Origin of the sequence: uncultured Flavobacterium sp., from assembly GCF_963975005.1 — a bacterium.
Classification (GTDB): Bacteria; Bacteroidota; Bacteroidia; order Flavobacteriales; family Flavobacteriaceae; genus Flavobacterium.
Genome location: NZ_CAXBFR010000054.1, coordinates 1 through 17,652, shown reverse-complemented (window position 1 = coordinate 17,652; position 17,652 = coordinate 1). Strand labels below are relative to the sequence as shown.

Genomic DNA, 17,652 nt, shown 5'->3' with positions numbered 1-17,652 from the left:
CTAAAGCATTAGGAGACCCAAAAGATGTCGCCAAATTAGTAGCATTTTTAATTAGTGATGCAAATGGTTATGTAAGTGGACAAACTATAGCGATCGATGGAGGAGAATCCAATATGTATGGAAATGCCGAATAGATTAATAAAAAAAAGCCTTTAAGTTACTTTACTTAAAGGCTTTTTTAATGTTATAAATGAAAAAAAAAGGATCAAAACACGCTAAATTAGAATTATATGGTAAGTCATTTTTTTGGTTTAAACATCCAAATCAAAAGTCTTTCTCAATAAATCTATCGCTGGATTTATATTTCTTAATCGTTCATATTTATCATCTGGGGTAAAAGCGTATTTCTTTTCAACTGTTTCGTTTACTTTTACATTAATCACAATATCATGATTGTGAAGTTTTCCACGTAAATAACCTATTAATTCAACACAACCTGATAAAAATTCTTCTTTGGTGCTTTCGTTTGGAAGTTCTAAAGTAATTGTTGTCCCATTTAAAATTGGTTCATTCATCAACATATAAGTTGATAGTAACATTTTACCAGTATCAGACATTCTTTGAGCAAACTTATTCCATTGCAAAAGCATATCAGTTTCAGTAAATTTTTCAGAAGGTAATTCTCCTAAATGTTTTAAATGCTGACTTTGTTTGGCTTCTAATTCTTTTTTAGCACGTAAACCAGCTAATGATAATGCAGAGACTTTTGGCTGAGCTGTTGTTAATGGTTTGCTGGTTGTTGGTGGAGTTTCTTTTGGTTCAGAAATTTCTTTTTTTTCAACAGTTTTAGGAGTTTCAATTGTTTTTTCAGCAATTTGTTCACTGCTAATTGATGACGGAACACTTTCTTCCGTTTTCTGCAAAATGTCATCTGCAACTTTTTCACTCACTACTGAAGAAGTCTGACTGCTACTAATTGTTTCTGTAATCGAATAAGAATTGTTTCTAAAGTAAGTAGCTGGAATTATAAATGCGTTAGGCTTTTTTTTTTCTCCATCAAAAGTGATAGAGGCTAATTGCATCAAACATAATTCGACCAGCAATCGTTGATTTTGACTGATTTTGTAATTTAAATCAGTTGTATTTGCTAAATCAATTCCCTTTAATAAAAAGTCTTGTGAAGCTTTTTGAGATTGTGCACTATATAAAGCTTTTGCTTGTTCTCCAGAATCTAACAAAGTCAGTGTAGAAGGAGTTTGACAAACCAATAAATCTCTAAAATGTGAAGCTAATCCAGCTATAAAATGATGGCCGTCAAAACCTTTGGCTAAAATATCATCAAAGGCTAAAAGTAATTCTGGAATTTTATTTTCTAGAATATAATCCGTTACTCTTATGTAGTATTCAAAATCAAGGACATTTAAATTTTCGTAAACGGCTTGTCTCGTTAAATTATTACCACAATAAGAAACAACTCTATCAAATATAGATAATGCATCACGCATAGCACCATCAGCTTTTTGAGCTATAATATGTAGAGCATCATCTTCAAAACTTACACCTTGTTCGGTGGCAATTTCTTTTAAATGTTCTTTAGCATCATTTATTGTAATTCTTTTGAAATCAAAAATTTGACAACGCGATAAAATCGTTGGTAGAATTTTGTGCTTTTCTGTAGTAGCTAAAATAAAAATAGCATGTCTTGGTGGTTCTTCTAAAGTTTTCAAAAAGGCATTAAATGCAGCTGATGAAAGCATATGAACCTCGTCGACAATATATACTTTGTATTTTCCAGTTTGTGGTGGTATTCTAACTTGGTCGATAATATTTCTAATATCATCAACACTATTGTTAGAAGCAGCATCTAATTCAAAAACATTGAATGAAAAATCTTCATTAGGATCATCATAACCTTCTTGATTAATTTTTCGTGCTAAAATTCTTGCACAAGTCGTTTTTCCAACACCTCTTGGTCCAGTAAAAAGTAAGGCTTGAGCTAAATGATTATGTTCAATAGCATTAAGCAACGTATTAGTAATAGCTTTTTGTCCTACAACATCTTTAAATGTTTGAGGACGATATTTTCTGGCTGATACTATAAACTGTTCCATACTTAAAATTGAAATACAAATATAGTTTTAAAATTGACAATTGACAAGTCAGAATATTTGAAAATAATATATTTTTTTTGTTTCTTTAACAAAAATAAATTGGGTTTATGAGCTGTAAAAATTGTCAATCAGAATTAGAAGAGAATTATGAATTTTGCTATGCTTGTGGTGGAAAAGTTGTTACAAAAAGAATTACAATTAAATCTCTTGTTGGAGAATTTATGGAACGTTATTTAAGTTATGACAATAAGTTTTTTAACACTTTTAAAACCCTATTTACTGCTCCAGAACAAGTGATTAATGGTTATATTGAAGGTATTAGAGGTAAATATGTAGATCCGTTTACATATTTAATTATTGCTTTATCAATTTCAGGGTTTCAAATATATTTAATTAAGAAAGGTTTTCTCGGTTTTGATTTAGATAAAGTCTATGATGCTCAACCAAAAGAAAAAGCACCATTTAATATGAATGTTTTTATGACTAATTTTTTAGATTATATTAATATCATTACTATTCTATCAATTCCGTTATTGGCTTTTTTAGCAAAATTGACAATGTGGAAAAACAAAAAATTTAATTTTGCAGAACATAATGTAGTTTTAGCCTATTCCTATTCTCATTTTACAATTTTTGGAACAATTTTTACCTTATTTGGACTTATTTCTACAACTTTTTTTATAATAACTTCGTCAATATCATTCTTTATAATGCTTGCTTACATGATATATGTAGTACAGCGAGTGTTTAATTTTAATGCAATAGAATTAATTAAAAAAGTATTCTTGTATATTTTATTTTTAATACTTTTCTATATTATCATAATAATCTTTGGTATAATTGTCGGTATATTAATTAAAATCTCTTATCGATAAATCAATTAGTATTTTATCAGCACCATTAAACGAATTTGCAGCAAAACCAGCTACAAAAACACCTTTTTGTCCTGATTTTGATTTTATTCCATAAACCATAGACTCATCATCTGGATTTGAATCACCTTCATATCTATAAATATGTTCTATTTCAAAATTATCAGGATTGTCTGTGATTTCTTTTTCATTAATGTTATAGTCGTATTCAAATCCATCTTCTTTTAATAGTTTCAAAGCCTCAATTACTGTTGCATAATGATAAACCTTTCCCATAATATCTTAATTTTCAAATTATTACTAAACTTACCTAATTTTAATGTTTTTTGCGCCCAATTAAATGTTAAAATAACAAATAAATAGTTCTTTTAAAATCCTTACATTTGCAGTGCAGACCGCTTTATCGTCGTTCCAATTCGTTGGAAGGGAGGAAAGTCCGGACACCAAAGAGTAGCATAGCGGGTAACACCCGTCATTTCGATTTATCGAGAGAGGACAAGTGCAACAGAAAGTATGTACAGATAATGCTGTAGTGAAACCAGGTAAACTCTATGCGGTGAAATGTCAAGTATATCAGCAGTTTTGGTTCGCCAAATAAGAGCGACTCGTTCGATGTTGAAGGGTAGACAGCTTGAGTCATAAAGTAATTTATGATCTAGATAAATGATAAAGTATCTTTTTATTTTTCGAAATAAATTGAGAACAGAATCCGGCTTATAGGTCTGCTTTTTTTTAATTTTAATTTTGTTTATGAATAAAGTTGTTGTAAAAGTTTTAGAATCACAGTTTATCAATTATGATGTTAAACGATTTGTTGTTGAAAAACCAGAAGGATATGATTTTATTCCAGGTCAAGCTGTAAATATTTCGGTAAATGAACCTGAATGGAAAATGAAAGAAAGACCTTTTACTTTTACAAATCAAAAAGAAGCTAAAAATTTAGAATTCATAATTAAAATATATAACGATCACAATGGTGTAACTAATAGATTAGCTGGAATTAATGCAGGTGATGAATTAATATTACACGATATATTTGGAGCTATTCATTACGAAAAACCCGGAGTTTTTATTGCAGCTGGAACAGGAATTACACCTTTTTTAGCTATTTTTAGAGACTTATACAAGAAAAACAAATTACGGGGTAATAAGTTAATTTTTGTCAATAAAACATCATTAGATGTAATTGCTGGACAAGAATTACAACGTATGTTTAAAGAAGATTTTCGTCCTGTTTTTACTAGAGAAGGTGTAGTTGGTTTTAGAGGAAAACGTATTGATAGAAACTTCTTAATTGAAAATATAGTTGATTTTAGCCAACATTTTTATGTATGTGGCCCATCTGAATTTGTAGGAAAAGTGGTTAAAAATTTAAAAGATTTAGGGGCTAAATCGGATAGTTTGATTTTTGAAGAATAATCTTTAAATATCATTTTCATTTTCTTCCACAAAATTATCTTCTTCCTCTTCTTTAAATTCAAAGAAAGAAAAAACAGTTCCTCCATATCTTTTAGCAAATGAAAAATGGATCATGTGTTCTAATGAAGTGTCTTTGGAATGTTCAACAACAAACATACCTTCTTCATCTAAAATCTCATTATCAAAAATAAGCGTTACAATTTTTTCAAAATCAATTTGTGTTAAATGATAAGGTGGATCAGCAAAAATAATGTCATAACTATTTTTACATCGTTCCAAATAAGCAAAAACATCAGATTTTATGGCTGTAATGTCAAAGTCAAATTCAGTAGTTGTTTTTTTAATAAAAGAAACACAACCAAAATCACCATCTACTGCTGTAATAGGGTGACTTCCTCTTGAAGCAAATTCGTAACTAATGTTTCCTGTTCCTGCAAACAATTCTAAAACACGTAAGCCTGAAAAGTTAAAATTGTTGTTTAAAACATTAAATAAGGCTTCTTTTGCCATATCTGTTGTTGGTCGAACGGGCAATTTTTTTGGTGCTTGTATTCTTCTACCTTTATGTTTTCCTGAAATGATTCTCACGAGTTGAATAGTATAAAATGATGTAGCATGTCTTTTTCAGCTACATCATATGTTTTTGATTGATTTGAAACATCCAATAAATTACAATTTCTAATAAACTTGTAAGCTATTTTATAAAATGAATCTTCTTTTGAAATGTTTCCGAATAATGAAATTCGAATCATTTCTGGATTTAATTGCAATTGTTCGAATGTAAATAATATATAATATATAAAATCTTCGGGTGAATTATATTCAAAAGAGTTAAATAAAAGCAATTCTTGATTTCTAACAACTACAATCTCAAAGTGATTTTCTTGAAAGTGAATAAAAACTTGCTTTTCATCTATGTTTTTTGATTTGTCTAGTATTTTTTGAACTAATAAAGTATTTGTGTTCTTGTACTCAAAACTTTCAAATTGATCTAATAAAAAATTATTAATATTTACAAAAGGAACATAGATGTTATTGACTTCATAATTGTTTAATTCATCAACAGCAAAAAAATCAGTTTCAAAAACTTTGACATTGTATTGAAGATAACTGGCTATATTGTCTTTGTCAAATAAAGGTTTTGGAACAAAAGTATTAATGTTATTATCATGAAGGACTATAATTTCATCATAGGTTTTAGTCAAAATAGAATTATCAATAAAAGCGTTCCACAATAGGCCATCAATTACTTCATTTTGTTTAAAAGTAACCGAATTATGAACTAATATTTTATTGGTAATTGTGTCAAAGACACAAAAAGAAAGTCCACTCAAGGATACTTGAATGGACAACTTTTTATAATTACGTTGAGTTATGTCGTTACTCGTTACTACCATATCTTTTTGGCCAATTTCCAGTTAAGGTAACATCTTCTAGCGAACCTAAAACTATTTTATCACCATTAATTTCATCAATAGATTTCTTTTTCTTTTCTTGCTCTAGTAAATCTTCATCCATTCCTTTTAAAACAGCATTTTTGTCAATTTCAACTTGTAAAGTTGGAAAAGCTTTATCTTTAACAATGATTGAACTTGTTTTCATAGAAACAGGAACTTCAAAGTCATTGATTTTAAGAATACTCATTCTTTTAAATCTTTCAGACTCTTTAAATAACGAATCTTTTACAGATTTAAAACCTAATGATTTTGTCACGACTACATCTTTAAAATAACCACCTTTACCCGATGCGTCTGTAGTAATTCTAAAAGCTGCATTTCTAGCAACGTCTGGTACAGAAGTATCTTTTCTTGTGATAATTTCAAATTGAGCAGTTTCAATAAAATTAATTAATGAATCAAAAGTAGGAGCATAATTTCCTTTAATTGATTTATAAGCCATTTGCGATTTTTTAATGTCTTGCATTTTATTTACTGCAGTTTCATATCGAATAGCTTTTTCTTCGTCAAAACGAATAGGAGCCATAACAGAACTGTAAATTAAATAGCCAAACACTCCAGCAACAATCCATAATAATATAGAAAAGAATATTCTGTTTTTTGGTGTTGCAATTTTATCAAAAACCTTTACAAGTACAAAGATTATAACAATAAGTAATACAAAAAAGATAGCTAATTTTAACATTTGATTTCTTAATTTTTTAGTTTAATAGGTACGCAAATCTACAATTTTTTTTTATTCTCAAAAGAATTTCTTTAAAAAATCATCAGTATATTTGAAAAATATTAAAAGCCAATCCCAAAAATAATGACTTCAAACCTGTTTTACAAACTATTACGCGACAACTTTCCATATGAACCAACGCTAAAACAGGATATTTTTTTTCAAAAAGTAGCCGATTTCGTGATAAACTCTTCTAATGATGAACTTTTTGTTTTGAAAGGCTATGCAGGAACCGGAAAAACAACCGTGATTTCTACTATAGTCAACCAACTTAAGAACGTAAATCTAAAATATTTATTGTTGGCACCAACCGGTAGAGCAGCAAAAGTTATAAGTAATTACTCTCAAAAACCTGCTTTTACTATACACAAGAAGATTTATTTTCCAAAAAAATCCAGTGGAGGAGGGGTAAGTTTTACCTTACAGCCAAATAAATTTACTAATACAGTTTTTATAATTGATGAGGCTTCAATGATTTCAGATACGAATCAAGAATCTAAATTATATGAAAATGGTTCACTTTTAGATGATTTATTATCTTTTGTGGATTCTGGAAAAAACTGCAAAATTATTTTTGTTGGTGATACAGCGCAGCTCCCACCAGTGCATTTAGATGTTAGTCCAGCTTTAAACATTGATTCTCTTTCGTTACATTATAATAAGAATGTACATCATATAGAATTAGACGAAGTTATGCGTCAAGAGGAAGATTCTGGAATTTTATTTAATGCTACTGAATTGCGAGAGATTTTAAAATCGCATTTCATTGACACTTACAAATTTGATGTAAAAGGATATAAAGATATAGTACGTTTGCAAGATGGTTATGATATCCAGGACGCAATTCAAGAAGCATTTAGTAATTTTGGTCTAGAAGAAACAGCCTTTATTGTTCGTTCTAACAAAAGAGCCAATCAATATAATGAGCAGATTAGAAGTAAAATTTTGGGAAAAGAAAACGAAATTTCTTCTGGTGATTATATGATAGTAGTAAAAAATAATTATTTTTGGTTAAAAGATTCGGACGAAGCAGGTTTTATTGCAAATGGAGATATTATTGAAGTTTTAGAAATCAGAAATATAAAAGAGCTTTATGGTTTCAAATTTGCTACAGTAAAAGTAAGAATGGTCGATTATCCCAATCAAATTCCGTTTGATACTATATTATTGTTAGATACTATTAAAAGTGAATCACCATCTTTGACTTATGAAGAATCAAACAAATTATATCAAGAAGTAATGCTTGATTATGAAGACGAAACCACAAAATATAAAAAATTCCAAAAAGTAAAGAACAATGAATATTTTAATGCACTTCAAGTCAAGTTTTCTTATGCCATAACGTGTCACAAATCACAAGGTGGACAATGGAATACAGTTTTTATTGAACAACCTTATTTACCTAACGGAATTGACAAAGATTACATCAGATGGCTTTATACAGCTATGACAAGAGCAAAAGAAAAGTTATATTTAATAGGATTTAAAGACGAAAATTTCACTGAAAACTAACAACTAATAGCCAAAAAATGACAGAAACAATTATAAGTATATTACTAGGATTTGGACTAGCTGCTTCAGCTGGTTTTAGAGTTTTTGTACCATTATTTGCCTTGAGTTTAGCTACACATTACGGTTATGTTCCTGTTGGAGATTCATTTACATGGATTGGAGGTTTGCCAGCTATAATTTGCCTTGGTATTGCGACAGTTGTAGAAATTGGCGCTTATTATATTCCTTTTGTAGATAATTTATTAGATACAATTTCAATTCCGTTAGCTACAATTGCTGGTTCTGTTGTTATGGCTTCAACTTTAATGGATTTAGATCCAATGTTAACTTGGGGATTAGCCATAATTGCTGGTGGTGGAACTGCTGCAGCAATTACAACTTCAACAGCTGCCGCTCGAGCAACATCAACTGCAACAACTGGTGGTTTGGGAAATAATATTGTTTCTTCAACTGAAACCGCAACAGCTTCTTTTGTATCTATTTTAGCAATTTTTGCTCCAATTATAGCCTTTATTGTAGTACTTCTGATTATTTTTGTCGGAATTAAGATGTTTAAAAAGGTTTTTTCTTCTGGAAAATAGATTTTCAGACAACAGACAACAGACAACAAAAATGAAAATAATAGCCGTAATACCAGCAAGATATGCTTCTACACGATTTCCAGCTAAATTGATGCAAGATTTAGGAGGAAAAACTGTGATACTTAGAACTTATGAAGCTGCAAAAAAAACCAATCTTTTTGACGATGTTTTTGTAGTAACGGATTCTGATTTGATATTCAAAGAAATTATTTCTAATGGTGGAAAAGCCATTATGTCTATAAAAGGGCATGAAAGTGGCAGCGATAGAATTGCAGAAGCGGTTCAAAATATGGATGTTGATATTGTAATCAACGTTCAAGGTGATGAACCATTTATTGACGAAAATCCGTTAAAAGCTTTGATTGAAGTTTTTAAAAATGATTCAGATAATAAAGTGGATTTAGCTTCTGTAATGTGTCAAATAAATGACAAACAAGATATTGATAACCCAAATAATGTAAAAGTAATTACAGATCAGAACGGATTTGCCTTATATTTTTCGCGTTCCGTAATTCCTTTTCCAAGAGAAGAAAACGTTGGTGTTCGTTACATGAAACACATCGGAATTTATGCTTTTAGAAAACAAGCTTTATTAGATTTTTACAGTTTGCCAATGCTTTCTTTAGAAGCTTCTGAAAAATTAGAGCAACTTCGTTATTTAGAATACGGAAAACGTATTAAAATGATTGAAACCAATCACATCGGAATTGGAATTGACACCAAAGAAGATTTGGAACTAGCTAGGAAGATGATTTAAATAATTAAATTTTTAAAATGGAAAACAATTTAAAGGAAAGTTCTAGGATTTACTTATTTGGAATTGCACTTTTTTCATATTTAGCACTTATTAGTTCTGTATATTTAATTAGAATAATTTTTGAATATATTTTTATTATAAATGAAATTACTTTTAAAACCTCATTTTGGATTTATAATTGTGTTTCATTATTCCTATTTATTGTTGGAATAATTTTGTCTTTACATGTTATAAAAAAGTTGAAATCTATAAATTATTTGAAATCTTTAATAATTGCTATAATAATTTTAATTTTAGCTCAATTATTTCAATTTCTTGTTACTTTTTATGGCTTTGATTTTATTTTAGAAAATTATTCAGTTGAATCTGATAAGTACTATGACAGTGAAAATAATAAGGCAATTTATGGAATATATTATGTGATTTTTGAGTATTTAAAATATATTTCAATTGGAATAATTGTATTCGTAAATATCAAAAAATCAAATATTAAAATATCAAAAATTAATTCAACTTCTTAATCGTAAACAATTCATTATGTTCTTCAATTTTCGGATACATTCTTAAAGAGTATTGTTCCTTAAATCTAGAACGATACAATTTGTTTCTTTCTTTGTCTTTTTCGGTTAAAACCATCGTGTTGAATAAAATAAACCCGTTTACGTTCATTAATGTATTTACGTGATTGATAAAAAAGTCTTCAAATAAAAAATTGGGCATCACTGTATCTTGAAAAACATCGATTATGATTAAATCATATTTCTCTGTAGTTTTTAGAACAAATTCAAAAGCATCATCATTTACCAATTCTAAATTTTCAATTTCATTTAATTTAAAATAATGATTAGCTAATTCAAGCACATTTTTATCTAATTCAACACCAGTAATTTTTCCTTTAAATTTTATTTCATCAACTAGTGTTTTTATAACACTTCCACCAGCAACACCAAGAACCAAAATATGTTCAAAATTTTTGATTCTTTCAAAACCAATAAAGCGCAATCCTTTTTTTAAAGCTCTTTGTAAACTTCCATAGGAATAATTAGTGTTTTTAGAATCTAAAACCAATTTACCATTATTCCATGTAACTTCGAGGGTTTTATTTATATCAGAATTTTGCTTGTATATATTTATAGGAATTAAATAACTCAATAATTTTTGAAACATTATATTTGCAATTGGTTGTAGCGTAAAGATAAAATTTATTTTATAAATAAAAACATGAAGAAAACGATATATAAGTTTATTTTTTCAAATCTATTTTGTTGGAAGGTTGTTGGAGATATTGATGATAATATAAAAAAATGCATTGTTATTGCTGTTCCACATACAAGTTGGTGGGATTTTTTCTTGGGAATTTTTTCAAGAGCAATTTTAGAGAAAGAAATTAATTATGTTGCAAAAAAAGAATTATTCGTTTTTCCATTTGGTTATTTTTTTAAATGGACAGGAGGAACACCTTTAAATCGTCAAGCCAAAGAAAATAAAGTAGACACAATAGCTAGAATATTTGAAAGCAAAGAAGTTTTTAGATTAGCGATCGCTCCAGAAGGTACTAGAAAAAAAGTTTCAGAATGGAAAACAGGTTTTTACTATATCGCATTAAAAGCAAATGTGCCAATTCTACCAGTAGCTTTTGATTACGGAAAAAAAGAAGTGGTTTATCACAAACCATTTTATCCAACAGGAAATATTGAAGAGGACATGAAAATTCTTCATTCTTACTTTAAAGGGGTAAAAGGTAAAGTAGCCGAAAATAGTTTTGAATAATTATTTTTCAAAAATTTAAATCCAAAATAAAAATCTTCTCGTACATAAATCAGCGAACGATTAAAAGTATGTTTATGGGAAAAATTTTTAAGAATATTAATTTGAAAAATTAAACCAATTGGTTTCCCTGTTTGAATTATTATTTTAGTTATGTCTAAGAAAAAGAAAAAGCCTTCATTTTGCAATGAAGGCTTTTTCTTTTTCTATATTTTTGATTTTAATGGATGTAATTTTTAAAAGTTCCATTTTTAAAAAAGACAACGATTCGTTCAATTTCACTTTCAGTCTGGATTGTGTTTTGGTTTCGAATTTGATTTTCAGGAGGTGAAATTTGTGTTGCTTTATTTGCTTCAAGAAGATCATTTTTTTCTTCTGATTTGTTTGAAAACAGATCTTCTTTAGTAGGCTGTTCAACTTTTTTTTCAGGTTGAATAATTGTTGGAGCAGGAGTAAAGACATCTTTAGGAAAACTTCCTTTTCCATTTAAAATCCATTCTAATGTAACGTCAGGAAATTCTTCTGCTAGCTTCATGATGAAATCTAAACTGGGTTTATTTCTTCCCGAAAGTAAGTGTGACATACTAGAACGTTGCACACTAATTTTGTCTGCAAATGAAGAGGCTGTTAAACTATAATATTCTAAAACTGTTTCTAATCTTTTGATGAAATCCTCGATGTTTACCATTGTAAATAGTGTAAATGAAATAACTTGTTACAAATGTAAATAAATAGTTTTTGAAACGCAAATTTACTTTTGTAAACACGATTATTATATTGAATTACAGCATTAAGTAATAATATTTATATAACTGGTTATTAGTTACTTGATTTCGTATTGGTGTTTTTTGTAATATTGTAAACATTAGTATTCTTACTAAGCAATTTATACGTTTACATAAGTAAATTATCTATGGATTTCGTTTGTTTACAAATGTAAATAATAAGTTGTTTACATTTGTAATTCATAAATGTAAACTATGGTATACGAAGAAATATTCTCTACTTACACTAATAAAAAGATTAAAGGTAGACACATTACAAACGAAACGGTTGAACCAATTTTAGAACACTTAAACAGTGATTTTAAAGTTAAAATTGAAGGAAAGTCTGTCTTAGAAAAACCAATTTATTCTGTACAATTTGGTCACGGAAAAACTAAAATTTATATGTGGTCTCAAATGCATGGAGATGAATCAACATCTACAAAAGCTATTTTAGATTTGTTTGAAGTCTTATCTAAAGACAAAGTTTATGCTACTTTTATTCAATCAACTTATACCTTATATATAATTCCATTAGTAAACCCAGATGGTGCCGAAGTTCATACAAGAGAGAACATAAACAAGGTTGATTTAAACAGGGATGTAAACGAATGTACACAGCCTGAAAGTAAAATTTTAAAGCAAATTTTCGAAAATTTTCAACCTGAGTATTGCTTAAATATGCACGATCAAAGAACAATTTATGGAATTGGTGAGACAAATAAATCGGCAATTATTTCATTTTTAGCTCCAGCTTACAATAAAAATCGTGAGATTAATCAATATCGTTCAAAAGCAATGCATATTATTGGAAAGATAAATAATGTGTTACAAAATTACATTCCTGGTCATGTAGGAATGTATAATGATGCTTATTGTGATAATTGTTTTGGAGATTACTTTGCCTCTAAAAACGCTGTTACAATACTATTTGAAGCTGGTCATTATCCAAACGATTATACTAGAGATATCACGCGAAAATATGTTTTTATAGGACTTTTAGTAGTTTTTGATATAATTCACGAAAACGATATAGTTGATGATAATAATTCAGAATATTTCATTATTCCTGATAATAAAGTCAGTTTTTTTGATATTCTTTACAAAAATGTGAAAATAATTGATAATGGTAACGAAAAAATAATTAATTTTGCAACTCAATATAATGAAGTAGTTAAAAACGGAATTATTGTTTTTGAGCCTTATATGGTAATTATTGAAAATGATATTCAAAATTACTTTGGACATATTGAATATGATTTAGAAGGAGAACTGTTTTATTCAAATTATTGTTCGATTCCAGAAAACGGTGTTAAATCTGATTTTTTTATCGGAAAAAACAACGAATTCATCGATGGAATACTAAAAACACAATAAATACGTTCTTTTAATGAAAATTTTTAATTTTTTGCATAAAATTTATAAATAATAATATGAGTAAGTATAGATTAGACGAGGTAGATCATCAAATTTTAGATATGTTGATCGATAATACTAGAGTTCCTTTTACAGATATAGCTAAAAAGTTGCTAATTTCTGCAGGAACAGTGCATGTAAGGGTGAAGAAGATGGAAGAAGCAGGTATTATTCAAGGTTCTTCATTAACATTAGATTATGAGAAGCTAGGTTATTCTTTTATAGCTTATGTTGGAGTTTTTCTTCATAATACATCACAAACTAAATTTGTTTTAGAGCGTATTAGTGAAATTCCTTTCGTTACTGTTGCTCATATTACAACTGGCAAATTTAATATTTTCTGCAAAATTAGAGCAAAAGATACTAAACATGCCAAAGAGGTTATCTTTATGATAGATGATATTGATGGAGTATATAGAACTGAAACAATGATTTCTCTTGAAGAAAGTATCAATGATAAAAAACGATTGATGCACACAATTTTTAAAGAGATGTAAAATTATATAAGCCTCATAATTGAGGCTTTTTTTATAACTATATATTATGAATAAAAATGAATATGCTCCCTACTTTGAGACTTACTTAAGTTTATCTAATGACTTAAATATGCCAAATGATTTTATATCTAATATGAAAAGTTGTGTAGATTTTTTTCAATCTTTACCAACTGAAAAATTAGATTATCGTTATCAAACAGGAAAATGGTCCATAAAAGACATTTTATTGCATGTAATTGATTGTGAAAGAATATTTCAATATAGAGCTTTACGCATTTCTAGAAATGATAAAACACCTTTGCCTGGTTTTGAAGAAAATGACTATTCAATTGAAGCAAATGCCAAAAATCGTTCTTTAGATAGCTTATTAGACGAATATAAATCGGTTAGAAATGCAACTGTAACATTATTTAATTCCTTTGCTAATGATGAATTAAATAGAGTAGGAATTGCTTCTGAAAAAGATATTTCGGTAAGGGCAATTGGTTTTATTATACTTGGACATGAAATGCATCACATAAAGATCATTAAGGAAAGATATTTGTAAATTTTTAAACAAAAAAAAGCACCCTTTTGGAGTGCTTTTTTTTGTTTTTATTCTTCTTCATCCTCTTCTTCATCAGAAGGTTTATCTGAATTGATTTCTTCATCTTCTTCTTCATCTTCAATTTCTAATTCTAAATTTTCAGTTGGAGTTTCAATATCTAAATCATCATCTTCATCATCATCAAAGTTTTCAATTCTATCAGCTAGTTTAGTACTTACTTTTACTAGAAAAATAGTGTCTTCAGTTTTTACTTCAACAGCTTCAATTGTTTCATTTTTGGCATTTTTGAATCTAATGATATCAGAATCATCATATCCATCAGGAAATCGCTCCACTAGTAGTGTAAGGATTTCATTTGTTAATTTAGCGTAATCAACAATTACTCGTTTCATTTTGTAGGTTTTATTCTTAGTATATATTTTTCAAAAGTAACAACCAATTTTATATTATCAAAGATTTTTTTTCAAAAAAATAAAAATAATTAATTTCCTAATATATATGCAAAAATAAGCGGTGCCACTATGGTTGCATCAGATTCAATTATAAATTTAGGTGTATCAATATCTAATTTACCCCAAGTAATTTTTTCATTAGGTACAGCTCCAGAATACGAACCATAACTTGTTGTTGAGTCTGAAATCTGGCAAAAATAGCCCCAAAATGGAATTTCTGTCATTTCCATATCTTGATAAAGCATTGGAACTACACAAATTGGAAAATCACCTGCAATTCCACCACCAATTTGGAAGAAACCAACTCCTTTTCCACCTGAATTTTTAGGATACCAATCGGCTAACCACATCATATATTCAATTCCGTTTTTTGTAGTAGAGACTTTTAATTCTCCTTTTATACAATAAGATGCAAAAATGTTTCCCATTGTACTATCTTCCCAACCTGGAACAACGATAGGTAAGTTTTTTTCTGCTGCAGCAACCATCCAAGAATCTTTAGGGTCAATTTCGTAGTATTGTTCTAAAACACCAGAATTAATCATTTGGTACATAAACTCATGTGGAAAATATCTTTTGCCTTCATTTTCTGCTTTTTTCCAAATGTCAATTAAGTGTTGTTGCAATCTTCTGAAAGCTTCTTCCTCTGGAATACAAGTATCTGTAACACGATTAAAGTGATTGTCTAACAAATCTCTTTCTTCTTGAGGTGTTAAATCTCTATAATTGGGTATTCTTTTGTATGAATTATGAGCTACAAGGTTCATAATATCTTCTTCTAAGTTTGCTCCTGTACAAGAAATAATATGTATCTTATCTTGACGGATCATTTCGGCTAATGATTTTCCCATTTCAGCAGTACTCATTGCACCAGCTAATGTTACCATCATTTTTCCGTTATCTAATAAATGTTCTTCATATCCTTTTGCTGCATCAACTAAAGCTGCTGCATTAAAGTGTAAATAATTGTTTTCTATAAATTGACTAATTGGTCCTTTCATGTTTTTTATTTTATCTGTTATCTAAGAAATGTTATCTACAAACTATTTTTCGTAACCTAAAATCCTCATAATATCTTCAGCTTTTTGTTGTTCTGAAAACACTTCTGTTGCTATGATTCCGTTTTCGTCTCTATCAATTAAGATATGCTTTGGTTGCGGAATTAAACAGTGATGTAAACCTCCAAATCCTCCAATAGTTTCTTGGTATGCACCAGTATTGAAAAATCCTATGTATAAAGGCTTTTCCTTGTTGTATTTTGGTAAGTAAACAGCATTCATGTTTTGTTCCGAGTTGTAATAATCATCACTATCACATGTTAAACCTCCTAATAAAACCCTTTCGTAAGTATCATTCCAACGGTTAATGGCTAACATTACAAAACGTTTGTTAATTGCCCAAGTATCAGGTAAAGTAGTTATAAATGAACTGTCAATCATGTTCCACTTTTCTCTGTCATTTTGTTGTTTTTGATATAAAACCTGATAGATTGCACCACCACTTTCACCAACTGTAAATGAACCAAATTCTGTAAAGATATTAGGGACATCAACTTCGGCATCATCACAAGCAATTTTGATTTGATTAATGATTTCGTCAATCATGTATTGATAATCATATTCAAAAGCTAATGAATTTTTGATAGGAAAACCACCTCCAATATTTAAACTATCTAAAGTTGGACATTCTTTCTTTAGAGCGATGTAAACTTTTAAACATTTTAATAATTCATTCCAATAATAGGCAGTATCACGAATTCCGGTATTAATAAAGAAGTGAAGCATTTTTAATTCCACTTGCTTGTTTTCTTGAATTTGTTTTCTGTAAAAAGGAACAATATTTCTATATCCAATTCCTAAACGTGAAGTATAAAACTCAAATTTTGGTTCTTCTTCGGCCGCAATTCTAATTCCGATTTTGAATTTACCATCAATTTGTTCTTGTAAAAGGTCTAATTCTTCATAATTATCAATTACTGGAATAGTATTTTTTTGTCCGTTATTAATCAAACGAGCAATATTATCTACATAAGCATCCCGTTTGAAACCGTTACAAATTACATAAGTTTTCTTAGTAATTTTTCCTTCAGCTAAAAGGTTTTCAACGATGTTGATGTCAATTGCTGATGAAGTTTCAATGTGAATGTTGTTTTTAAAAGCTTCATTCATAATAAACTGAAAATGAGAACTTTTTGTGCAATAACAATATTGATAATTACCTTCATATTTATGTTTTTCCATAGCTTTTCTAAACCAACCTTTTGCTTTGTTGATATTGTTAGAAATTTGAGGTAAATATGTGAATTTTAAAGGTGTACCATATTGCTCGACCAAATGCATTAAATCAATATTATGAAACTCAAGATTATCTTTGTTTAATTTGAATTCTTCTTGAGGAAAATAAAAAGTTTGATTTATTAAATCGTAATATTTAGTATTCATTAGGTTTTGTTCTATTTGTTGTTATTTAAAAATTTGAAAATCAGTATTTTAGATTGTTCAAACCCTTATATTAGCAAATATAACAACTAATTTTTCCCTAAAAGTTTTTGAGAGTAAAAATAATTCAACGTTTAATTCATAAAACAAGGAAGTATTCAATTTTAGTTCAATTGATTTTTTGTCTTTTTTCTCAGAAGAGCTAGTATTAAAAGTGTACGCGTTATCTTTCATTGCCACAAAGGTAAAAATTAATTTACTTTTTTGTAAGGTATTGTATTATTTTTTTATGAAGCTTTGTAATCTTCAAAAGCCTTGTAAATCAATTGATTGTCTGCTTCTTCGTTGATTTTTGACTTTCCAATACCATTTAACAAGGCAAATTGGATTTTTCCGAA

General features: G+C 28.6%; 21 protein-coding genes and 1 other RNA gene. 12 read left to right on the top strand and 10 right to left on the bottom strand.

The features are described 5' to 3' along the window. The coding region (locus AACZ53_RS08195; RefSeq protein WP_339836919.1) for an SDR family oxidoreductase at positions 1 to 134 on the top strand (134 nt) is incomplete at its 5' end. A gap of 117 nt (positions 135 to 251) precedes the next feature. Here the strand turns inward: AACZ53_RS08195 and AACZ53_RS08190 are convergent. Beyond that, positions 252 to 2,051, bottom strand: coding sequence for a DNA polymerase III subunit gamma/tau (locus AACZ53_RS08190; protein ID WP_339836916.1), 1,800 nt, complete (start codon positions 2,049 to 2,051; stop codon positions 252 to 254). 107 nt (positions 2,052 to 2,158) lie between these two features. Between AACZ53_RS08190 and AACZ53_RS08185 the strand changes: the two genes are divergently transcribed. After that, positions 2,159 to 2,926, top strand: a complete 768-nt coding sequence (locus AACZ53_RS08185) for a DUF3667 domain-containing protein (RefSeq protein WP_339836914.1) — start codon at positions 2,159 to 2,161, stop codon at positions 2,924 to 2,926. Here the strand turns inward: AACZ53_RS08185 and AACZ53_RS08180 are convergent. Next, positions 2,903 to 3,199 (bottom strand): hypothetical protein, encoded by a 297-nt coding sequence (locus AACZ53_RS08180; RefSeq protein ID WP_339836911.1) that lies wholly within the window; start codon positions 3,197 to 3,199, stop codon positions 2,903 to 2,905. The two genes, AACZ53_RS08185 and AACZ53_RS08180, sit on opposite strands and share 24 nt — an antisense overlap. 111 nt (positions 3,200 to 3,310) lie before the next feature. On the opposite strand from AACZ53_RS08180, the gene rnpB reads away from it, so the two are divergent. Further along, positions 3,311 to 3,656: RNase P RNA component class A (gene rnpB, locus AACZ53_RS08175), an RNA gene on the top strand. A 17-nt stretch (positions 3,657 to 3,673) separates the two neighbouring features. After that, on the top strand, positions 3,674 to 4,342 hold the full coding sequence (locus AACZ53_RS08170; RefSeq protein WP_339836908.1) for an FAD-binding oxidoreductase: 669 nt from the start codon (positions 3,674 to 3,676) through the stop codon (positions 4,340 to 4,342). Between the two features lie 3 nt (positions 4,343 to 4,345). On the opposite strand, the gene AACZ53_RS08165 is transcribed toward AACZ53_RS08170, so the two are convergent. From AACZ53_RS08165 to AACZ53_RS08155, 3 genes are read right to left on the bottom strand one after another with little or no spacing between them, the layout of a single operon-like run. Continuing rightward, positions 4,346 to 4,930, bottom strand: coding sequence for an RsmD family RNA methyltransferase (locus tag AACZ53_RS08165; RefSeq protein ID WP_339836905.1), 585 nt, complete (start codon positions 4,928 to 4,930; stop codon positions 4,346 to 4,348). Next, positions 4,927 to 5,739, bottom strand: coding sequence for a DUF3822 family protein (locus AACZ53_RS08160; RefSeq protein ID WP_339836903.1), 813 nt, complete (start codon positions 5,737 to 5,739; stop codon positions 4,927 to 4,929). The genes AACZ53_RS08165 and AACZ53_RS08160 overlap by 4 nt, the downstream gene beginning before the upstream one ends. Then, a complete protein-coding gene (locus tag AACZ53_RS08155; RefSeq protein ID WP_339836900.1) occupies positions 5,723 to 6,484 on the bottom strand; it encodes a hypothetical protein in 762 nt (253 codons plus the stop codon). Before AACZ53_RS08155 ends, AACZ53_RS08160 begins: the two co-directional genes overlap by 17 nt. Positions 6,485 to 6,607: 123 nt before the next feature. Here AACZ53_RS08155 and AACZ53_RS08150 point away from each other — a divergent pair, with 123 nt between their 5' ends. The 4 genes from AACZ53_RS08150 to AACZ53_RS08135 are packed head-to-tail and all read left to right on the top strand — an operon-like array spanning position 6,608 to position 9,894. Then, complete coding sequence (locus AACZ53_RS08150) at positions 6,608 to 8,035, top strand: AAA family ATPase (protein ID WP_339836897.1); 1,428 nt, start codon at positions 6,608 to 6,610, stop codon at positions 8,033 to 8,035. Positions 8,036 to 8,052: 17 nt separating this feature from the next. Next, positions 8,053 to 8,616 (top strand): DUF4126 domain-containing protein, encoded by a 564-nt coding sequence (locus tag AACZ53_RS08145; protein ID WP_339836894.1) that lies wholly within the window; start codon positions 8,053 to 8,055, stop codon positions 8,614 to 8,616. A gap of 31 nt (positions 8,617 to 8,647) precedes the next feature. Continuing rightward, positions 8,648 to 9,373: a 3-deoxy-manno-octulosonate cytidylyltransferase gene (gene kdsB, locus AACZ53_RS08140; protein WP_339836892.1), complete on the top strand. Its 726-nt coding sequence runs from the start codon at positions 8,648 to 8,650 to the stop codon at positions 9,371 to 9,373. 17 nt (positions 9,374 to 9,390) lie between these two features. Next, positions 9,391 to 9,894, top strand: coding sequence for a hypothetical protein (locus tag AACZ53_RS08135; protein WP_339836889.1), 504 nt, complete (start codon positions 9,391 to 9,393; stop codon positions 9,892 to 9,894). Here the strand turns inward: AACZ53_RS08135 and AACZ53_RS08130 are convergent. Beyond that, on the bottom strand, positions 9,878 to 10,540 hold the full coding sequence (locus AACZ53_RS08130) for a fused MFS/spermidine synthase (RefSeq protein WP_339836886.1): 663 nt from the start codon (positions 10,538 to 10,540) through the stop codon (positions 9,878 to 9,880). The two genes, AACZ53_RS08135 and AACZ53_RS08130, sit on opposite strands and share 17 nt — an antisense overlap. A 54-nt stretch (positions 10,541 to 10,594) precedes the next feature. Between AACZ53_RS08130 and AACZ53_RS08125 the strand changes: the two genes are divergently transcribed. Further along, the gene (locus AACZ53_RS08125) at positions 10,595 to 11,143 is read left to right on the top strand and encodes a 1-acyl-sn-glycerol-3-phosphate acyltransferase (RefSeq protein ID WP_339836883.1); all 549 of its coding nucleotides are present in this window, start codon (positions 10,595 to 10,597) and stop codon (positions 11,141 to 11,143) included. Positions 11,144 to 11,360: 217 nt separating this feature from the next. Here the strand turns inward: AACZ53_RS08125 and AACZ53_RS08120 are convergent, their stop codons facing one another. After that, positions 11,361 to 11,828: a helix-turn-helix transcriptional regulator gene (locus AACZ53_RS08120; RefSeq protein ID WP_339836881.1), complete on the bottom strand. Its 468-nt coding sequence runs from the start codon at positions 11,826 to 11,828 to the stop codon at positions 11,361 to 11,363. A 292-nt stretch (positions 11,829 to 12,120) separates the two neighbouring features. On the opposite strand from AACZ53_RS08120, the gene AACZ53_RS08115 reads away from it, so the two are divergent. From AACZ53_RS08115 to AACZ53_RS08105, 3 genes are read left to right on the top strand one after another with little or no spacing between them, the layout of a single operon-like run. Next, positions 12,121 to 13,281: a M14 family zinc carboxypeptidase gene (locus tag AACZ53_RS08115; protein ID WP_339836878.1), complete on the top strand. Its 1,161-nt coding sequence runs from the start codon at positions 12,121 to 12,123 to the stop codon at positions 13,279 to 13,281. Positions 13,282 to 13,337: 56 nt separating this feature from the next. Beyond that, positions 13,338 to 13,817 (top strand): winged helix-turn-helix transcriptional regulator, encoded by a 480-nt coding sequence (locus AACZ53_RS08110; RefSeq protein ID WP_339836875.1) that lies wholly within the window; start codon positions 13,338 to 13,340, stop codon positions 13,815 to 13,817. 46 nt (positions 13,818 to 13,863) lie between these two features. Further along, on the top strand, positions 13,864 to 14,364 hold the full coding sequence (locus AACZ53_RS08105; RefSeq protein ID WP_339836872.1) for a DinB family protein: 501 nt from the start codon (positions 13,864 to 13,866) through the stop codon (positions 14,362 to 14,364). 47 nt (positions 14,365 to 14,411) lie between these two features. On the opposite strand, the gene AACZ53_RS08100 is transcribed toward AACZ53_RS08105, so the two are convergent. From AACZ53_RS08100 to AACZ53_RS08090, 3 genes are all read right to left on the bottom strand, one after another. Further along, positions 14,412 to 14,756: a hypothetical protein gene (locus tag AACZ53_RS08100; RefSeq protein WP_339836869.1), complete on the bottom strand. Its 345-nt coding sequence runs from the start codon at positions 14,754 to 14,756 to the stop codon at positions 14,412 to 14,414. A gap of 89 nt (positions 14,757 to 14,845) precedes the next feature. Beyond that, entirely contained in the window at positions 14,846 to 15,817 is a 972-nt protein-coding gene (locus AACZ53_RS08095) for a deoxyhypusine synthase family protein (RefSeq protein WP_339836866.1), read from the bottom strand. 42 nt (positions 15,818 to 15,859) lie between these two features. Further along, positions 15,860 to 17,257: an arginine decarboxylase gene (locus tag AACZ53_RS08090; protein ID WP_339836863.1), complete on the bottom strand. Its 1,398-nt coding sequence runs from the start codon at positions 17,255 to 17,257 to the stop codon at positions 15,860 to 15,862. Between the last annotated feature and the right edge of the window lie 395 nt (positions 17,258 to 17,652).